16 protein-coding genes are annotated in these 18,350 nt (G+C 67.3%); 6 read left to right on the top strand and 10 right to left on the bottom strand.

Annotation, left to right across the window (positions count from 1 at the left end):
- Positions 1-36: 36 nt before the first annotated feature.
- Genes AC1U2B_RS12345 through AC1U2B_RS12355 form a run of 3 tightly spaced genes read left to right on the top strand, consistent with a single transcriptional unit; the run spans position 37 to position 3,619 of the window.
- Entirely contained in the window at positions 37-1,236 is a 1,200-nt protein-coding gene (locus AC1U2B_RS12345; protein WP_480217021.1) for an acetyl-CoA acetyltransferase, read from the top strand.
- Positions 1,233-2,729, top strand: a complete 1,497-nt coding sequence (locus AC1U2B_RS12350; RefSeq protein WP_480217022.1) for a carotenoid oxygenase family protein — start codon at positions 1,233-1,235, stop codon at positions 2,727-2,729. Before AC1U2B_RS12345 ends, AC1U2B_RS12350 begins: the two co-directional genes overlap by 4 nt.
- Positions 2,729-3,619 (top strand): winged helix-turn-helix transcriptional regulator, encoded by an 891-nt coding sequence (locus AC1U2B_RS12355; RefSeq protein WP_480217023.1) that lies wholly within the window; start codon positions 2,729-2,731, stop codon positions 3,617-3,619. The genes AC1U2B_RS12350 and AC1U2B_RS12355 overlap by 1 nt, the downstream gene beginning before the upstream one ends.
- 74 nt (positions 3,620-3,693) lie before the next feature.
- Here the strand turns inward: AC1U2B_RS12355 and AC1U2B_RS12360 are convergent, their stop codons facing one another.
- The 7 genes from AC1U2B_RS12360 to AC1U2B_RS12390 form a co-directional block, all read right to left on the bottom strand.
- Entirely contained in the window at positions 3,694-4,464 is a 771-nt protein-coding gene (locus tag AC1U2B_RS12360) for a VOC family protein (RefSeq protein ID WP_480217024.1), read from the bottom strand.
- A 75-nt stretch (positions 4,465-4,539) separates the two neighbouring features.
- Positions 4,540-5,280, bottom strand: a complete 741-nt coding sequence (locus AC1U2B_RS12365; protein ID WP_480217025.1) for a hypothetical protein — start codon at positions 5,278-5,280, stop codon at positions 4,540-4,542.
- A gap of 318 nt (positions 5,281-5,598) precedes the next feature.
- Positions 5,599-6,036 (bottom strand): type II toxin-antitoxin system Rv0910 family toxin, encoded by a 438-nt coding sequence (locus AC1U2B_RS12370; RefSeq protein ID WP_480217026.1) that lies wholly within the window; start codon positions 6,034-6,036, stop codon positions 5,599-5,601.
- 2 nt (positions 6,037-6,038) lie between these two features.
- Positions 6,039-6,257, bottom strand: a complete 219-nt coding sequence (locus AC1U2B_RS12375) for an antitoxin (protein ID WP_418003545.1) — start codon at positions 6,255-6,257, stop codon at positions 6,039-6,041.
- Positions 6,258-6,305: 48 nt separating this feature from the next.
- On the bottom strand, positions 6,306-8,720 hold the full coding sequence (locus tag AC1U2B_RS12380) for an HAD-IC family P-type ATPase (RefSeq protein ID WP_480217027.1): 2,415 nt from the start codon (positions 8,718-8,720) through the stop codon (positions 6,306-6,308).
- Positions 8,721-8,793: 73 nt separating this feature from the next.
- Complete coding sequence (locus AC1U2B_RS12385) at positions 8,794-9,909, bottom strand: MBL fold metallo-hydrolase (protein WP_480217028.1); 1,116 nt, start codon at positions 9,907-9,909, stop codon at positions 8,794-8,796.
- On the bottom strand, positions 9,909-10,643 hold the full coding sequence (locus tag AC1U2B_RS12390; RefSeq protein ID WP_071289404.1) for an enoyl-CoA hydratase: 735 nt from the start codon (positions 10,641-10,643) through the stop codon (positions 9,909-9,911). The genes AC1U2B_RS12385 and AC1U2B_RS12390 overlap by 1 nt, the downstream gene beginning before the upstream one ends.
- A gap of 89 nt (positions 10,644-10,732) precedes the next feature.
- Between AC1U2B_RS12390 and AC1U2B_RS12395 the strand changes: the two genes are divergently transcribed.
- Positions 10,733-11,539, top strand: coding sequence for a DUF6498-containing protein (locus AC1U2B_RS12395; protein WP_204354867.1), 807 nt, complete (start codon positions 10,733-10,735; stop codon positions 11,537-11,539).
- A 17-nt stretch (positions 11,540-11,556) separates the two neighbouring features.
- Positions 11,557-13,056 carry a carboxyl transferase domain-containing protein gene (locus tag AC1U2B_RS12400; protein WP_480217029.1) on the top strand — a complete coding sequence of 500 codons (1,500 nt, stop codon included), beginning with the start codon at positions 11,557-11,559 and terminating at the stop codon, positions 13,054-13,056.
- Here the strand turns inward: AC1U2B_RS12400 and AC1U2B_RS12405 are convergent, their stop codons facing one another.
- Positions 13,057-13,599 carry a TetR/AcrR family transcriptional regulator gene (locus AC1U2B_RS12405; protein WP_480217030.1) on the bottom strand — a complete coding sequence of 181 codons (543 nt, stop codon included), beginning with the start codon at positions 13,597-13,599 and terminating at the stop codon, positions 13,057-13,059.
- Positions 13,600-13,695: 96 nt separating this feature from the next.
- Between AC1U2B_RS12405 and AC1U2B_RS12410 the strand changes: the two genes are divergently transcribed.
- Positions 13,696-14,835 carry an FAD-dependent monooxygenase gene (locus AC1U2B_RS12410; protein WP_480217031.1) on the top strand — a complete coding sequence of 380 codons (1,140 nt, stop codon included), beginning with the start codon at positions 13,696-13,698 and terminating at the stop codon, positions 14,833-14,835.
- A 69-nt stretch (positions 14,836-14,904) separates the two neighbouring features.
- Here AC1U2B_RS12410 and AC1U2B_RS12415 read toward each other — a convergent pair whose 3' ends face one another.
- Together AC1U2B_RS12415 and AC1U2B_RS12420 are read right to left on the bottom strand one after the other, a co-directional pair.
- Complete coding sequence (locus AC1U2B_RS12415) at positions 14,905-16,854, bottom strand: primary-amine oxidase (protein WP_480217032.1); 1,950 nt, start codon at positions 16,852-16,854, stop codon at positions 14,905-14,907.
- Positions 16,851-18,317 (bottom strand): APC family permease, encoded by a 1,467-nt coding sequence (locus AC1U2B_RS12420; RefSeq protein WP_480217033.1) that lies wholly within the window; start codon positions 18,315-18,317, stop codon positions 16,851-16,853. Before AC1U2B_RS12420 ends, AC1U2B_RS12415 begins: the two co-directional genes overlap by 4 nt.
- Positions 18,318-18,350 lie beyond the last annotated feature (33 nt).

Raw genomic sequence — 18,350 nt, forward strand, 5'->3', positions numbered from 1 at the left:
TTCAGTCACTCTCTTAGTTGTAGTAACGTCGCCGGAATGGACGTGTGGATCCTCGGCGGCTATCAGAGTGATTTCGCCCGCAACCTGCACCGGGAGGGCCTGGACTTCGCCGACCTGACCGCCGAGGTGGTCCGCGAAACCTTGGCCGCGACCAAGGTGCGGGCCGCGGATATCGGCGTTGTGCACGTCGCGAACGCCTTCGGCGAGATGTTCGCCACGCAAGGTCACCTGGGCGCGATGCCGGCCACCGTCGACGACGGGTTCTGGGAAACCCCGGCCACTCGGCATGAGGCGGCGTGCGCATCCGGTGGCGTGGCGACCCTCGCGGCGATCGCCGATCTGCGTTCCGGCGCCTACGACAGCGCGCTCGTCCTCGGCGTCGAACTGGAGAAGACGGTGCCCGGGGACACCGCCGCGCAGCATCTCGGCGCCGCGGCGTGGACCGGCCACGAGGGTGCCGATGCACAGTTCATGTGGCCGCACATGTTCAGCCTCGTGGCCGACGAGTTCGACCGGCGTTACGGCCTCGATGACATCCACCTCGATGCCATCTCCGCCCTGAACTACGCCAACGCCAAGGCCAACCCGAACGCCCAAACCCGGTCCTGGTCGGTCGATCCGCGGTCCAATCCCCCTGTCGAGGGCCGCATCCGGCGGTTGGACTGCAGCCAGATGACCGACGGCGGTGCCGCGGTCGTCCTGGTGAACGACGCCTACCGGCGTAACCACCCCACGGTGCGGCCCATCGCCCGCATCGACGGCTGGGGGCATCGCACCGTCGGCCTGGGGTTGCAGCAGAAGCTCACCCGCTCCGCCGATGACCCGTACGTCCTGCCCCACGTACGCCGGGCCGCCCTCGACGCTTTCGAACGGGCGCGGGTCAGCATCGACGACCTCGACGGTGTCGAGGTGCACGACTGCTTCACGCCCAGTGAGTATCTGGCGATCGATCACCTGGGCCTGACCGGCCCCGGCGAATCGTGGAAAGCCATCGACAACGGCGAGATCGAGATCGGCGGACGCCTGCCGGTCAATCCCAGCGGCGGCCTGATCGGCGGCGGGCATCCGGTTGGCGCCTCCGGCGTCCGGATGCTGCTCGACGCCGCCAAACAAGTCAGCGGCACTGCCGGCGCCTACCAGGTCGAAGGTGCAAAAACCTTCGGCACCTTGAACTTCGGCGGCAGCACCGCCACCACGGTCAGCTTTGTCATCGGGTCCGCCCAGGAGGTCTCATGAACACCGACGTCGTCGCCAAGTACCTGTCCACACTGCCTGAGGATGACGACCATCCGTACCGGACCGGCGCGTGGCGCCCGCAGACCACGGAGTGGGACGCCGACGATCTGCTCGCCGTCGACGGCGAGATTCCCGCCGACCTCGACGGGGTGTACCTGCGCAACACCGAGAACCCGCTGCACCCCGCGTTCAAGTTCTACCATCCGTTCGACGGCGACGGCATGCTGCACATCGTCGGCTTCCGGGATGGAAAAGCCTTCTACCGCAACCGGTTCGTCCGGACCGACGGTTTGCTCGCCGAGATCGACGCGGGTGGCCCGCTGTGGCCGGGAATCGCCGAACCGGTCGAACTGGCCCAGCGTGAACATGGCTGGGGCGCCCGGACTTTCATGAAGGATGCCTCGAGCACCGACGTGACGGTGCACCGCGGCGTGGCGCTGACCAGTTTCTATCAGTGTGGCGACCTGTACCGCATCGACCCCTATACGGGCGACACCCTGGGCAAGGAGGACTGGCGCGGGGGCTTCCCCACCGGCCTCGGGGTGTCCGCGCACCCGAAGTCCGATGACCGCACCGGCGAATTGCTGTTCTTCAACTACGGCAAGCAGGCGCCGTACCTGCACTACGGGGTTGTCGACGAGAACAACGCGCTGGTGCACTACGTCAATGTCGAACTGCCCGGGCCGCGGCTGCCCCACGATATGGCATTCACCGAAAACTATGTGATCCTCAACGACTTTCCGTTGTTCTGGGATGCCGAGCTGCTCAAGCACAACGCGCACATCCCGCGCCTGCACCGCGACCTCCCGTCGCGGTTCGCGGTCCTGCCCCGCCGCGGCACCGCAGACGACGTGCGCTGGTTCGAAGCGGACAGCACCTATGTCCTGCACTTCACCAATGCCTACGAGGACGGTGACGAGATTGTGCTCGACGGTTTCTTCCAAGGTGAGCCCGCACCGAGTGACGGCGTCGAGAACGGTATGGATCCCAGGTGGCAGCGCATCTTTCGCGGTCTGTCCCTGGACGGAATGCAGACCCGACTGCACCGCTGGCGGTTCAACCTCGTCACCGGGCAAACTCGTGAAGAGCAGTTGTCCGACAGCATCACCGAATTCGGGATGATCAACTCCGCCAACGCCGGCCGCAACTACCGCTACACATATGCCGCGACCGGAAAACCCGGCTGGTTCCTGTTCGACGGCCTGGTCCGACACGACCTGCACACCGGATCGGAACAGCGATACGACTTCGAAGACGGGGTATTCGGCAGCGAGACGGCCATGGCGCCACGCGTCGGCAGTACCGGCGAGGACGACGGGTACCTGGTCACCATCACCACCGACATGAACGCCGATGAATCTTATTGCCTGGTCTTCGACGCAGCCCGGGTGGCCGACGGGCCGGTGTGCAAACTCCAACTGCCGGAACGAGTATCGAGTGGCACCCATTCGACCTGGGCTGCCGGCTCGGAACTGCGGCGCTGGCGCGACTGATGGGGCCCGGCCCGGATGTCAATGCCGTGGGGCTGATGCTCGGCCTGCTCGGCGACGAATGGACCCTGTTGATCGCACAGCAGGCCTTGCTCGGCGCCACCCGCTATGCGGAGTTCGCCGACCGGCTGCCGATCTCCCATGCGGTGCTCACCCGCCGGCTCAGCATGATGACCGGCGCCGAGCTGCTGAATCGTGTTGAATACCAGTTCAATCCGCCCCGATACGAGTATCAGCTGACGGGGCGCGGCAGGTCCTTGTGGCCCGTGCTGGTATCGATCTGGGATTGGGAACGCCGGTGGGTGCCCGAGCACGATCTTCCCGCCCTGCGGCACGGACTGTGCGGGCGGACCTTCTCCCCAGAGCTGACCTGCCGCGCCTGCGGAAGCCTCACCGATGAGAAAAACCTTGTCGCGCAATGGGGTCCGAGCGGGTCGTGGCCCCGGTCCATGCCGGTGTCGGCGACCCGGCGGCGCTCCCACGGCGACCGGGGCGGACAGGCCGAGCTGTTCCCGCAGACCATGAGCATCCTGGGCAATCGGTGGTCATTCGCGGTGATGGTGGCCGCGTTCGTGGGGACCACCCGGTTCACCGATTTCGCCGACCAGCTCGGTGCCCCACCGGGATCGCTGGCCGACCGGCTCCAAATCCTGGTTGGCAACGACGTGTTGACAGTCAGCGACGGCAGGTACCGGCTGACCGAGAAGGGCCGGGCGGTGCTCCCCATCATCGTCACCGCGCTCGACTGGGCGCAGCGCTGGTTCGCCACGCCGGAAGGCCCGGCGGTGATCGTCACCCACACGCGGTGCGCGAACGAGTTCCACGCCCAACTGGCGTGTGACCAATGCCAGGAGTCCGTACGCGGGTCCGAGATCGGGCAGCAGCCAACGTAGGGATGCTCGGCGCCGAAGCTGAGCTTGTGGTCGAAAATCCGCGGAATGTTCGACCACAAGCTCATTTTGGGCGGTCAGCCCTGGATCGAAGCCAGGTTGAATGCGGCGCCCGTCGGGTCGGTGACGGCGGCCAGTCGCCCATACGGGGTGTCCTCGGCGGCGCGCACCACGGAGCCACCGTTGGCGGTGATGAGTTCGATGGTCTTGTCGACGTCGTCGCTACCGAGGAAACAGTTCCACGTGGAACCCTCGAGGCCGGGAATGACCGAGCCGTCCATCACGCCGATCAGCGGCACGCCGTCGAAGATGGCGTTGCTGTAACGGAATTCGGGGCTGTCGGCCTCGACCTGCAGCTGCCAGCCGAACACCGTCGTGTAGAACTCGGTGGCCTTGGCGAAGTCGGTGGTGGTCAGCTGGAACCACGCCGGAGCGCCGGCTTCCTCGTACACCTCGAAGCCCTGATGACCGGTCGGTTGCCACAGGCCGAAGAAGGCGCCCGTCGGGTCGGTGAGCATGGCCATCCAGCCCTTCTCGGGCACCTCCATGGCCGGGATGCAGTTGGTGGCGCCGGCCGCGACCGCGGCGTCGATGGTGGCCTGGATGTCGGCGGTGTGCAGGTACACCGTCCAGGCGTCGGGAGCGTTCCACGCCGGGTCGCTCGCCATCATGCCGCCGACGTACCGGCCGTCGCGCCGGGCGTTGATGTAGCCGCCGTAATCAGGCCCCGGGTTTTCGTAGTCCCAACCCATCACCGTGCGGTAAAACACCTGGGCGCCAGCCGCATCCGAGGTGGCCAGGTCGATCCAGACCGGAGCGCCGAGCGGGGTTGCAGTACGGGTGGTCATGATGCTTCTCCCTAGATGAGTAACGGGGTGGTCATCAGTACAGACCACCACCCCGCACAAAACTCATCGCGGTCATCACCAGGGCGCGTACGCCCAGCCAAGTACGTTCGAGCCTCTCGACGGATTGGGGCTGGGCAGCACCTGCACAGTGTGGTACCCCCCGGCGAGGAACTTGTACCTCGGGTCCACACCACCGGAGATGAAGGTGCCGTCGCCGCGGGCCAGGTCCACGTGCCCGCGGCTGTCCCCCGGGCTAAGCGAGAAGACCAGTGCCCCCGCGGGTGCAGCAGCGCCGTCCGGATGGATCTTGTTCTCACCGGCCAGCTTCTGGTAGAACGCGTACGCGGTTCCGACGCCGAGACCGGGCTGACCGTACGCGTTGGCGACGAATTGGCCGCACAACTGGTCGTACTCGTCCGAGCCGATCTTGCTGTTGGCCCAGGCGAGGGCCGCGTCGGCGTTCGACGACGCAGCGGGCGGGGCCGGATTTGTCTGACCGCCACCGTTGCCGCAATCCCCCGTCACATCTTTGAGAGTGCCGGTTTCGATATCGACGTCAGCGACGAAGTGGCCGTCAGAAGTCTTGTACCACAAGTTATCCCACCCACCGGGGATGTTGAAGCTGAAGAAACCCTTCACCTGCTGTCCGCGCTGGGAGCACGTCAGGGTCACCCGGTCACCAGGGTTGTACCAGCCGTCCTGATGTGAGCCGAGATTCGGCTCACTCATCCGCTGAGTCCGCGCCTTGACCGTCGCCACCGGGTCCGCGTGCGCCGGCGCAGCGACCATCGGACTTGCCAGCAGCGCGATCAACACGGCCGGCGCTATCCGCGCAATGCGGTAACCACACTCGACTGAGGCAAACTCACGAACCTTCATGCGCCTGGAAGATGGATGGGTCACAGGATCCTCGCTTTTCGGTCAGAGCAGGCACATTTTGCCGCCAAAGCAGTGGTATATCACAGCTTCAACCACACGGAGTAGCCTTCTTGAGCAAACAGCCAGCAAACCCAGAATGATTCGCCCGATCGGATGACAGCGCCCAGCCAACCAAGGCTTGCCACTGCTCCTCGAAACGAAAAAGATGGCGAGAATCGTCGAGATTCTCGCCATCTTCTTCACACTGGACGCTGTCTAAACCGACGCGAACAGCTCCTTGAACTTGTCCAGCGACCGGTGGATATCGGACCGCAGCGCGGCCGCCACCACCATGCCGATGGGCCCGAACAACGCCGGGCCACCGAGGTGGATGTCGAACGCCACGTTCGAGCCGTCGCCGGCCGGCGTGATCTTGGCCATCAACTTGACCCGGACACCACCCTTGCCGACACCGTTGAGGGTCAGTGACCCTGGCGGGTTGTAATGCACGATGGTCCAGTCGACCCGGTTCAGCATGCCCTTGACCTCGACGACGGACGAGATCTGGGTGCCCTTCCCCAACGTCTCGGGCAACGCGCTGCGCCACATCCGGTGAATGGACAGCCAGTCGTCGTACCGGGACAGGTCTGACGCTGCCTCCCAGGCCTTGTCGGGAGACAGCGGTACTTCGATAGAACTCGCGAGCTTTGCCATGACTACTGCTGTTGGGTCCCCTCGGCAGGCGGCTCGGCAGCGGCCTCAGCCGGCTGCTCGCCCGCAACGGCCTTCTTCGCGGCCTCCTGGGCGCCGTCGACGACGCCCTTGAACTTGCCCTCGGTCTTCTCGTCGACGATGTCGCCGACCTTCTCGATGGCAGCCTCGACCTTGTCGGCGTTCTGTGCCGCCAGGTCCTTCACCTTGTCCAGAAATCCCATGGTTTCACCCTATCTATTGCCGGATTGTCCAGTGAACGTGCTCATTGTTCATTGCTCGTCGGTTCGCCACAACCGACGAGGCTCGCCCAGCCAGCGGCCCTGTAGCCACCACAGCACCTCGATCACACCCGCGCCCACCAGGCCTATTCCGACCGCGGCCGAGGTCAGCGCCAGGTTCGACGGATCGAGCATGAACTGTTGCTGCGCCCAGGGAATCGAAAAAATCACCACGTACGCCAACGCCGACGCGGCGACCAGCGCCACGCGCCACCACTGATACGGCCGGGCCACCACCGCCAGCACCCACACCGCGGACACCAGCAGCGTGATCAGCGCGGCGGTGGACGCCTGGTTCTGCTCGACCACATCTGCGTACTTCCCGTGATAGGCGAGCAGGTACGAGGCGAACGTCGCGGCCCCGACCACCAGGCCCGACGGCAGTGCGGCCGTCATCACCCGGCGCACGAAACCGTGATGCGCCCGTTCATTGTTCGGCGCCAGCGACAGCACGAAAGCCGGAATGCCGATGGTGAACCAGGCCGCGATGGTGACGTGGATGGGCTGGAACGGATACAGCACCGGCTCGGTACCGAAGAACCTGGCGGACAGGCCTGCCAGACCTACGAGTACCGCCAGCAGCACCGAGTAGACCGTCTTGGTCAGGAACAGGTTCGAGACCCGCTCGATGTTGCCGATCACCCGGCGGCCCTCCCCGACCACATACGGCAGGGTGGCGAACTTGTTGTCCAGCAAGACGATCTGCGCGACCGCGCGGGTCGCCGAGCTGCCCGACCCCATCGCGACGCCGATGTCGGCGTCCTTGAGGGCCAGCACGTCGTTGACGCCGTCGCCGGTCATCGCGACGGTGTGGCCGCGGGACTGCAGGGCATGCACCATGGCGCGTTTCTGATCCGGCCGGACGCGGCCGAAAGTGGTGTATTCGCTGACGGTTTCGGCCAGCTGCTCGGGCTCGTCCGGGAGGTGACGGGCATCGAGCGTCTCACCGTGCAACCCGAGCGAACCGGCCACCGCGCCCACCGATACCGCGTTGTCGCCGGAGATCACCTTGACCGAGACATGTTGCTGCGCAAAGTACTCCAACGTCGCACCGGCATCGGGGCGGACGCGCTGCTCCAGGGTCACCAGCGCCGCAGGGGTCACTTCGCCAGGTGCATCGGGTGCGTCGACGGGGCGGTCCGAGGCACCGAGCAGCAGCACCCGCAGGCCTTGTGCGCCAATCTGTTCGGCTTGTTCGGCTTCCGGTGAACCGGCGGCAAGCAGGACGTCGGGCGCACCGAGCACCCAGTTGCCGTGCTCGCCGTAGGACACCCCGCTCCACTTGGTCGCCGATTTGAACGGCGCGTTCGCGGTCTGGGTCCACCCCGGCGGCAGTTTGTACGCCTCGGCGATCGCGGCCATGCTGGCGTTGGGCCGGACGTCGTCGGCCGCCATCTGGGCCAGCACGGACGCGGCGTCGTCCGTCGTGAACGTCCTGAGATCACTGACGCGCATACCGTTTTCGGTCAGCGTCCCGGTCTTGTCGGCGCACACCACGTCGACACGGGCCAGGCCCTCGATGGCCGGCAGCTCCTGCACCAGGCACTGGCGCCGGCCCAGCCGGACCACGCCGACCGCGAACGCCAGCGACGTCATCAGCACCAGGCCTTCGGGCACCATCGGCACCAGGGCGCCGACGGTCCGCAGCACCGACTCCCGCCAGCCGACGCCGGTGACGGTGAACAGCTGGGTGTAGATGATCAGCGCGCCGGCGGGCCACAGCAGGTAGGTGATGAACCGCAGGATGGTGTTGATGCCACTGCGCAGCTCGGACTTGACCAGGGTGAATTTGCTTGCCTCGTCGGCCAATTGGGCCGCGTAAGCCGCACGGCCGACTTTGGTGGCGCGGTAGGAACCGCTACCGGCGACGACGAAGCTGCCCGACATGACGGTGTCACCCGGGTTCTTGTCGATGGCGTCGGCCTCACCGGTGAGCAGCGACTCGTCGACCTCGAGGTTGGCGGCTTCCAGCACGATTCCGTCGACCACGATCTGATCGCCGGGGCCGAGTTCGATGACGTCGTCGAGCACCACCTCGCCCGCCGGCCGTTCCTGCGTGCCGGACTGCCTGCGCACCAACGGTTTTGCCTGGCCGACGATGGCCAGCCGGTCCAGGGTCTGTTTGGCCCGCAACTCCTGGATGATGCCGATGGCGCTGTTGGCGACGATCAGCAGCCCGAACAGCCCGTTGATCACCGAGCCCGTCGCCAGCACGATCAGGAACAGCGTCCCGAGGATCGCGTTGATCCGGGTGAAGACGTTGGCGCGGATGATCTCCGAGACACTGCGGGCCGCCCGCGTCGGGACGTCGTTGGTCTGGCCGGCGGCGACTCGCTGTGCGACGTCAGCGTCCGACAGGCCGGTGAGATCCGTAGTGACGCTGCGTTCCGGATCGTCGACAGTCACGCTTCATTCCCCCACGAAGTCGTGATTTGTGCACGAAAATCCGCGACCGGCGCGGAAAATCGTGCACAAATCGCTATAGAGACGGCCGCCACCACTCATCCAGACCCGGCAGCCGTGCCGGTTCCAACCGTTGCCCCGGCATGGGTACGGCCACATCGACCGATTCGTCGCGCGCCGCGACGATCATGCGCTCGACCGGCTCGGACCACGGGTGCGGGGCCAGCCGGAACGTCGCCCAATGGATCGGCACCAGCAGGCCGCTGTCGGTGACGTCGCGATGCGCGCGCACCGCGAACTCCGGGTTCATGTGGATGTCCGGCCAGCCCGGGTGGTAGGCACCGATGGGCATGAGGGTCAGGTCGAATGGCCCGTAGTCGGCGCCGATGTCGCCGAAGCTCTTGGTGTAGCCGGTGTCGCCGCCGAAGAACGCCCGGTGCTGCGGGCCGATCAACGCCCACGACGCCCACAGGGTGGTGTTGCGGGTCAGGAAGCGGCCCGAGAAGTGCCGGGCCGGCGTGCACACCAGCGTCAGCTCGCCGAGCTTGGCGCTCTGATTCCAGTCCAGTTCGACGATGCGCTCAGCCGGGATGCCCCACCAGCGCAGGTGTGCGCCGATGCCCAGCGGCACGAAGAACTTGGCCCGCTGCATGCTGGCCAGCTGCGTGACGGTGTCGATGTCGAGGTGGTCGTAGTGATCGTGGCTGATGATCACCGCGTCGACCGCCGGCAGCGCCTCCAGCGGCGCGGGCACCTCGTGGAGCCGCTGCGGGCCGACGGTCCGCGACGGCGAGCACCGTTGACTCCACACGGGATCGGCCAGCACGCGGTAGCCGTCGATCTCGATCAGCGCCGACGAGTGCCCGAACCAGGTGACCGCCAGGTCCCCGGCGGGAAGCCCGGGGTCGGGCACCACCAGCGGGATGGGCACCGGGGGCTTCTGGGTCGCACCGGCCGTGAGGAGGTCACGGACCAGCGCGTACTGCTGTTCCCGGCTCAGCTCCGTGTCCGACGCCGGTTCGAGGTTGACGAACACCCCGTCGTGATAGTTGGGCGAGGTGGCCGCCACCGCGTTGATATCCACAGGGCCGGCACCGAGTGCGGCGGGCGTGCCGTTGAGCGCCCGCACCACCCAGCCACCGGCTACCAGCGCCGCCGTTCCCCACATCAGCCGCAGTGCCCGTCGCAGCATCAGGCGCCCTGGAACCTCGGCGCCCGCTTCTCGAACCGGGCCACCTGGGCCTCGATCACATCCGGGCTGGCCCAGGCCTTGTTGAACATGCGGGTGTGCTCGCCGCGGACGGTGTCGTAGGCACCGTCGTCGTTGAGCACACGCTTGGAGTGCGCCACGGACAGTGGCGCGTGGCCGGCGATCTCGGCAGCCCAGGTCTGCGCGTCAGTCAGCGAGCCGACGCGGTTGATCATGCCGGTCTGCACCGCGGTGTCGAAGTCGAGGCGCTCGGCGGCGATCAGCATGGCGCGGGCCCGGCCGTGCCCGACCAGCGACGTCAGCCGGCGGATGCTCCAGTTGTCCAGTGCCAGACCATATTTGGCGATGGGGAATTGGAAGTAGGTGCCGGGAACGGCCACGCGCAGATCGCAGATCATGGCCAGGATGACGCCGGCGCCGATGGCCGGGCCGTTGAGCGCCGCGATGACCGGGATCGGGCTGGCGTCGATGGCCAGGTTCAGGGCCAGCGCCTTGTCCGGCAGCTCCCTGGCCACGCCCTCGGCGTCGGACAGGTCGGCGCCCGCGCTGAACACGGTGCCCTGCCCGGTGAGCACGATCGCGCGGGTATCGGCCGGCGAGGCCTTCTCGATTTCTTCGCGCACGCCGTCGACAAGTGCGGCGTTCAGCGCGTTGCGCCGCTCGGGGCGCTGCATTTCCAGGGTCAGGACATTGCCGTCCCGGGTCACTCCGATCATTCGGCCAGCCTAGGCGGTACGACGATCATGCGGCGAGGCACGAGCCGTGTTGCGGAGTAACGCACGTGTTCAGGTGCAACGATTGCCCCGTGCCGCCTACCCCGCCCGACCAGCCCCGGGCGAATCGCATCGCTCACACGTTGACGCTGATCGCGGCCAACGCGATCCCGGCGGTGGGCTGGTTCTCACAGGACTGGTCAGCGGCGACGACGCTGATCGTCTACTGGTTCGAGACCGTCGTCGGTCTGCTGTTCATCTACGCGCGCGGTGTCCTGCAGCAGCGGTGGAACCCGCGCCGCGGCCATTTCCGGTACGAAGCGCCGCAGTCGAAAGGTCCCCAAGGCAAGCCCGGTTCCTTCATCAAGGGGTTCTTCTTCATCAACGCGGTCTTCTGCGCGGCGCACGGCGTCTTCATCGCGGTGATCCTGCTGATCCTCACGCACAACGGAAACGCCGAGCTGGTGGGTCTGGACTGGCGCAGCGCGGGCATCGGTTGCGTGCAGATGCTCGTCATCATCGTGATCGATTTCCTCGTCGATGTGCCTTACCTGCGCCGCTGGTCGTTCGGTCTGCTCGAGCAGACCGCCAACCGGAGCTTCGGGCGGGTCGGGGTGGTGCATCTCGCGCTGATCTTCGGCATCTTCGCCGCCGCAGTGAGCAACTCCCCCGCCCGGATGTTCGGGGTGTTCGTGGTGCTGAAGACGCTGTACTCGCTGGCCAGCGGACTGCCGCAGTACGAGCCCGCCACTCCGCCGAAGTGGCTGAGCCGGCTGCTGAATCGCCTCCGCCGCGAACCCGAGGGGCAGCGGTTCGAAGACGTGTGGGTCAAGGACCAGGCCGCCGAGGTCAGGCGCCGGGTCCGAAACGACGAGGTGTGGACCGGGGCCGGGCGGTAGCCGATTAGCCTGACCGAGTGAGCCGGACCGGAGCACGGCAGTTCTTCGATGCCATCCTCGACGACGGATCGTTCCGCAGCTGGGACGGACCGCCGCTGCAGGTGGCCGTCACCGACGCGTACCGCGCCGAGCTGGCCGATGCGACGCTGCGCACCGGGCTCGACGAGTCCGTCCTGACCGGTGAGGGCACCGTCTCCGGTCGACGCGTGGCCGTGCTGGCCTGCGAATTCGACTTCCTGGCCGGCTCGATCGGCGTGGCCGCGGCCGAGCGGATCACCGCGTCCGTGCAGCGCGCGACTGCGCTCGGCTTGCCGCTCATCGCGTCGCCGTCGTCGGGCGGGACGCGCATGCAGGAGGGCACCGTCGCGTTCCTGCAGATGGTGAAGATCGCCGCGGCCGTCGAGCTGCACAAGAAAGCGCATCTGCCGTACCTGGTGTATCTCCGGCACCCGACGACCGGCGGGGTGTTCGCCTCGTGGGGGTCGCTCGGGCACGTCACGGCCGCCGAACCGGGCGCCCTGATCGGGTTCCTGGGGCCGCGCGTCTACGAGCACCTGTACGGCGAGCCGTTCCCTGAAGGCGTGCAGACCGCCGAGCACCTGTTCGCGCACGGCGTGATCGACAGCGTGGTGCCGCTGGACAAGCTGCGCGGCGTCGTGGATCGGGTACTGACGGTGGTCACCGACCCGCCGGAGCCAGTGATTTGTGCACGAAAATCCGCGGCGGGCGCGGAAAATCGTGCACAAATCACGGACAACCCGGCGTGGGATTCGGTGGAGGCGTCGCGGCGGGCCGACCGGCCGGGCGTCGACTACCTGCTGGCGCACGGGGCGACGGACCGGGTGCTGTTGTCCGGGACCGGGCGCGGCGAATCGGGGACGACGCTGCTGGCGCTGGCCCGCTTCGGCGGGCAGCCCGCGGTGGTGGTCGGCCAGCGCCGGGTGATCGGCGGCCTGGTCGGGCCGCGCGCGTTGCGGGAGGCGCGGCGCGGCATGGCGCTGGCGGCCGGCTTGCAGCTGCCGCTGGTGCTGGTGATCGACACCGCCGGGCCCGCGCTGTCGCAGCAGGCCGAGGAGGACGGACTGGCCGGGGAGATCGCGCTGTGCCTTGCCGAACTCGTCACGCTCGACACCCCGACGGTGTCGGTACTGCTGGGTCAGGGCAGCGGCGGGCCGGCGCTGGCCATGGTCCCGGCAGACCGGGTGCTCGCCGCGCAGCACGGCTGGCTGGCGCCGTTGCCACCCGAAGGCGCCAGCGCCATCGTCTACCGTGACGTCGACCATGCCCCGGAACTTGCTGCCGCCCAAGGTGTCCGGTCCCTGGATCTGCTGAAGGCCGGGATCGTCGACGTGATCGTGCCCGAGAATCCCGACGCCGCTGACGATCCGGTCGGGTTCACCGAGCGGATGTCGTCCGCCATCGCCGCCGAGCTGCACGCGTTGCACACCGTGCCCGCAGCGCAACGGCTCGGGGTTCGGCTGCAGCGGTACCGGCGGATCGGCGTCCCCGGCAGCTGATCACGCCTCGTCGAGGTAGCGCTGCAGCGTCGGCGCGAGCCAGTGGACGAGGTCGCCGTCGCTCATCGCGACGATGGGCGGCAGCTTCAGGACGAACCGGCACATCGCCATGCCGAGCACCTGCGTGGCGATCAACCCGGCACACCGTGCCGGGTCGGTGGGATTCAGCCGCGCGATCGCGGGCCCCAATTGCTCGGCGAAAATGGCCTGCATTCGTTGCGCCGCTTCGGCATTCGTGGTCGACGAGCGCAGCAGCACGATCAGCCCGTCGTCCTGAGTCCAGCGGCCGAGGAAATGCGCCACCAGCGCGGCGCCGAGTTCAGCCCGCGGGACGTCCGACAGGTCGGGGAACCGCAGGTCGAATTCGGCTGCGGCGGCGAACAATTGATCCTTGTTGCCGAAGTACCGCATCACCATCGACGGATCGATGTGCGCGTCCGCGGCAATGGCCCTGATGGTCGCCGCCTGATAACCAGTCGTCGCGAATCGCTCCCGGGCCGCGGCCAGGATCACCGCCTTGGTCTCTTCCGACGATCTACGCATGCCAACAAGTGTATGCCAACAACTGTTGACTTTGACATCGCGGCGCGCCACCATGGTTATGCCAACAACTGTTGGCATACGTCGAAGGAGACGCAGATGACTGACACCGATGTGCTGATCGTCGGAGCCGGCCCCACCGGACTGGCCCTCGCCGCCGCACTACAGGCCCGCGACGTCGACACCGTCGTCGTCGACCGTCTGGCGGAGGGCGCCAACACCTCGCGTGCGGCAGTGGTCAATGCCCGCACGCTGGAGGTGCTCGAGGAGTTGAAAGTGTCTGAGCGCCTGGTTGAGCTGGGTATTCAGGCGCCGCGGTTCACGATCCGCGATGGCCACAAGACCCTGATCCCGGTCGACTTCAGCGCGCTGCCGACGCGCTATCCGTACAGCCTGATGGTGCCGCAGTGCACCACCGAGCGGGTGCTGCTGGACCGCCTGGCCGAACTCGGCGGCAAGGTCGTCCGGCCCAAGACCCTGACCGGCGTCACCCAGGACGCCGACGGCGTCACCGCGCAGTTCGATGACGGCGAGACGATCCGCGCGCGGCATCTGGTCGGCGCCGACGGCATGCACAGCGTCGTCCGGGAGCAGGCCGGGATCGGGTTCAGCGGCGGGCAGTACGGGCAGTCGTTCGCCCTGGCCGACGTCCGTCTGGCCGGCGACGTCACCGACGACGAGGTGATCCTCTTCTGGGCGGCCACCGGACTCACGGTCGTCGCTCCCCTGCCCGGCGGCACCTACCGGATCGTCGCCTCCGTCGACGCGGCGCCCGAAGAGCCGTCCGCCGCTTTCGTCCAGGAACTGCTCGACACCCGCGCTTTCGGGCCGGGCCGGGTGACGGTGACCGACGTCGAATGGGGATCGCGGTTCCGGGTCCACCACCGGGTCGCCGACAGCTATCGCGCCGGGCGGGTGCTGCTCGCCGGGGACGCCGCGCACGTACACAGCCCCGCCGGCGGCCAGGGCATGAATCTGGGCATTCAGGACGCCATCGCGTTGAGCGATTCCCTGGCAACGGTTTTGGCGACGGGGCGCGATGCGGTGCTCGACGAATACAGCGCGGCCAGGCGCCCGTTGGCCCAGCAAGTCGTGGCACTCACCGACCGACTGACCCGGCTGGCCACCCTGCCCGCGCCGGTCCGTCCCATCCGGAACCTGGCGATCGGGCTGGTCGGCCGGCTCCCCGCCGTGCGCAATCAGCTGGCGTGGCGGCTGTCCGGGCTGTCCAACCGCTGAGCCCGCCCGGACAGCGGAAAGCCGGGCCTGGTCTTCGGGGGTGACCAGGCCCGGCGGCCTATCGTCCGCTCAGCCGTTGCAGCAGTGCGACTTCTTCTTGCCCGCAGGCACATTCAGCGCCGGGTTGCGGTCGAAGAAGCTGACCGGCTTGAGGGTGAACCCCGCGTAGTCGACCGGCATCATCGGCCAGTCCTCGGGCCGCGGGAAGTGCGTCAGCCCGAAGGTGTGCCACAGCACGACGTCGTCGTTCTCGATGTTTCGGTCCTGCGCGACGAACCGCGGCAGCCCGTCCCCGCCCGGGTGCTGGTTGACGATGTGGCCCGCCGGATACCGTTCCGCCGGATCGTATTTCGTCACCCACAGGTGCTTGGTGGTGAATGCCGCGCGCTTGGCGACCGAGCTCGACGGGTCGGCCAGCAGGGTGGGCTGCCCCTCGGGATACAGCGCGTAGCCGACATTCTGGCCCAACCGGTTCTGCTTGTTGGGATTGGTGATGTGCCAGACCCGCGCCTTCAGGTTGTCGGCCATGCGCATGGCCTCCAGCTCATGGGTCAGCTTGGTCTTCTGCTGCACGAATCCGTTGCCCCACGGGTTATCCGGGCCCATCGGGGCGGCGACGGCGTCGACCTCCTCGACGGTGTTGGCGTGCCCGTCGACGGACATGTCCAGTCGCGCCGAGAACAGGTGCTGGTGGAACGGGGCACCGAGGCCGGGAGCAAGTTCCGAGGCGAACGGGTCCGGCGCGCGGTAGGCGGAGGCGAACACGACGCCGGTCGCCTTGACCTCCAGCTGCACGGTGCCGTCAAGGTACAGGTACCAGAAGAAGCCGTAGTCGTAGTTGCCGATGGTCAGGAAGAAGGAGATGACCAGGCGGCGCTGCCGGCGGACCTCGGCCATGCCGTTGAAGATGTCGACGTGCTTCCACAGCACGCCATAGTCCTCCTCGTGCAGGCAGATCGCGTTCTTGATCACCCGGGGTTCGCAGTTCTCGTCGGCGATGGTGACGTCGAAGTACTTGATCTCGCCGAGGCAATCACAGCCCAGTTCAAGGGAATTGGTGTAGCGGCCGAACATGTACTCGCCCTGGTCGAAGTAGTTGATCCAGTAGCGGGACGGTGACGGATGGGCGTACGGCACCACCATCTCGGCGACCGACGCCCGGTAGATCAGGGGCCGCTCGTTATCGCCGTCCTTGATCGACAGCTGGTGCAGGGTCAGGCCTTCGCGGATGTCGAAGCCGAACCGGAAAGACCAGTCGGCCCAGGTGATCTTGTTGCCGTCGACGGTGAAGCTGGGACCTTCGGGCTGGGTGATCTCGATGGGCTTGAGATCGGTGCGGGTGGGCGTCAGGTGCGGCTCGGCGTCCCACTCGGAGCGCTCGCTCGGCACCGGCAGGTCATCGTGATCGTTGACCGACAAGACGTGCTTGGCCGTCACGTCGATGGTGGCCAGCAGCCCGTCGATGGGATGTCCCCAGGGCAGGTCGGCGTCGTCGTACTGGTAGAAGCCGAGCACCCGCACGACGCGCTTGCCGACCTCGTCCGCATGGCCGAATGCGCCGGCCGACAACGGAACTGCGCGCACCTTCTCGGGGTCCAGGTCGCGCTTGCTGATCGCGGCGACCCACTCGTCGCAGGCCAGCAGCATCGCCTCGATGTCGCCGAATTCCTCGTCGAGGATCGGCACCTGCCCTTCGGTGACGGGGTCGACGGTGTGCTCGTAGACCACCGCGTTGTCGGTGATCGACACGATCGCGTCGGTACCCTTGCCGATTGCCCGGTCCAGCAACATGATTCGGGCCCGTCGCTCGATCGGATCACCGGGCCGGAACGCCAGCACCACGTCCTTGTGGGGTTCCTCCAGCGCGGCGTAGACGAAGCGGACGCTCTCACCGAGCAGGCCATGTGCGCCGACGATGCGACGTACCTCGCGGATTTCGTCGGCACTCAGCGGAGTGAGCGGGTGGTCAGGGGTGGTGGTGTCGGACTGGGCGCCAGGCTTGTCCAGGGTGGCGGTCATCGTGCGATCTCCTTTGCGATATCAGGGTTTTCGTTCTGCCCCGCTCCAGCGCGTGGCCGCATCAGCGCGACCACGATGCCGCCGACGAAGGCGCCGACCAGCAGGACGCCGAGGATGGCGGCCATCGTGCCGGAGCCGCCGACCAGCAGCGGCAGGTTCACCGCGGTCATCACCGACAGCGCCGCGAGCCCGACAAATCCGAGGCTCGGTGCGATGACGGTGTGCCACGGCCGGGTATCGAGGCGGGTCCGGCGGAAGAAGACGACGACGGCCGCGGACGTCAGCGTCATCAGCACCACGATGCCCACCGAGGCGGCGCCGACGAACCAGGTGAACACCTGCGTCACCGGCTCCAGCCCGGCGAGGACCGACGCCGCGACCAGCACCAGCGCCGAGAGCGTCTGGGCGAACGAGGCGATGTGCGGGGAGTCGTGGCGCGGGTGCGACCGGCCGCACCGTTCGGGCAGTGCCCGGGTGTTGCCGAGGGAGAAGATGTAGCGGGCCAGCACGTTGTGGAAGGACAGCAGTGCCGCGAAAAGGCTGGTGATCAAGAAGATCTGGACCAGGTCACCGGCCACCGTGCCGACGTAGTGCGTCGCGGTCTCGGTGAGCATGGTCGCGGGGTTCTTCGTCGCCTCGTCCACCGCACCGGAGTCACCCCAGGCGCTGACCAGCGCCCAACTGCTCAGCGCGTAGAAGCCACCGATCAGCAGCAGCGCGGCGTACGTCGCCCGCGGGATGGTGCGCACCGGATCGCGGGCCTCGTCGCGGAACACGGCAGTGGCCTCGAAACCGATGTAGCCGGCCAGCGCGAAGATCAGCGCGATGCCCGGGGCGCCGGAGAAGAAGTTGTCGGGGTGCAGCACCGCCGCCGAAAGTCCTTGGGCGCCGCCATGTCCGATGACGGCGGCGTTGATCACCAGGACGATGCCGACCTCGCACACCAACAGGACGCCCAGCACCTTGCCCGACAGTTCGATGTGCCGGTAGCCGAGGAACCCGGTGACCGCCATCATCACCAGGGCATAGAGGTACCAGGGCACCGACGGTCCGCCGTGTGCGGTGATGAGCTCGTTCATGGACGCGCCGATGTAGCCGTACACACCGACCTGAACGGCGGTGTAGGACAGCAGCGCCAGGAACGCGGCGCCGAGGCCGGCATGCCTGCCGAAGCCGTGCGCGATGTAGGTATAGAACGCGCCGGCGCCCGTGATGTGCCGGGCCATGGCGGTGAAGCCGACCGCGAACAGCAGCAGGACCGCGGTGCACACCACGTACGACGCCGGGTAGGCCGCCCCGTTGCCGGCGGAGATACCGATCGGGAAGGTGCCGGCGACGACGGTCAGCGGCGCGGCCGCGGCGACGACCATGAACACGATCGCCACCGGGCCGAGCCGGCCCGTCAATCGGTTCGGCTGAACGCCGGTGCTTCGACCGGCATCGAGAACTGCGTCAGTTGTCATGACAGCACCTTCGCTGGAATTGAATATGAATTG

This window comes from Mycolicibacterium sp. P4_G11, assembly GCF_056555145.1.

Coding starts and splice junctions, on each gene's coding strand:
- AC1U2B_RS12350 (WP_480217022.1), top strand. CDS start 1,233: ATGAACACCGACGTCGTCGCCAAGTACCTGTCCACACTGCCTGAGGAT.
- AC1U2B_RS12415 (WP_480217032.1), bottom strand. CDS start 16,854: ATGACCGCCACCCTGGACAAGCCTGGCGCCCAGTCCGACACCACCACC.
- AC1U2B_RS12420 (WP_480217033.1), bottom strand. CDS start 18,317: ATGACAACTGACGCAGTTCTCGATGCCGGTCGAAGCACCGGCGTTCAG.
- AC1U2B_RS12385 (WP_480217028.1), bottom strand. CDS start 9,909: ATGCTGCGACGGGCACTGCGGCTGATGTGGGGAACGGCGGCGCTGGTA.
- AC1U2B_RS12410 (WP_480217031.1), top strand. CDS start 13,696: ATGACTGACACCGATGTGCTGATCGTCGGAGCCGGCCCCACCGGACTG.
- AC1U2B_RS12360 (WP_480217024.1), bottom strand. CDS start 4,464: ATGACCACCCGTACTGCAACCCCGCTCGGCGCTCCGGTCTGGATCGAC.
- AC1U2B_RS12355 (WP_480217023.1), top strand. CDS start 2,729: ATGGGGCCCGGCCCGGATGTCAATGCCGTGGGGCTGATGCTCGGCCTG.
- AC1U2B_RS12345 (WP_480217021.1), top strand. CDS start 37: ATGGACGTGTGGATCCTCGGCGGCTATCAGAGTGATTTCGCCCGCAAC.
- AC1U2B_RS12390 (WP_071289404.1), bottom strand. CDS start 10,643: ATGATCGGAGTGACCCGGGACGGCAATGTCCTGACCCTGGAAATGCAG.
- AC1U2B_RS12405 (WP_480217030.1), bottom strand. CDS start 13,599: ATGCGTAGATCGTCGGAAGAGACCAAGGCGGTGATCCTGGCCGCGGCC.
- AC1U2B_RS12375 (WP_418003545.1), bottom strand. CDS start 6,257: ATGGGATTTCTGGACAAGGTGAAGGACCTGGCGGCACAGAACGCCGAC.
- AC1U2B_RS12370 (WP_480217026.1), bottom strand. CDS start 6,036: ATGGCAAAGCTCGCGAGTTCTATCGAAGTACCGCTGTCTCCCGACAAG.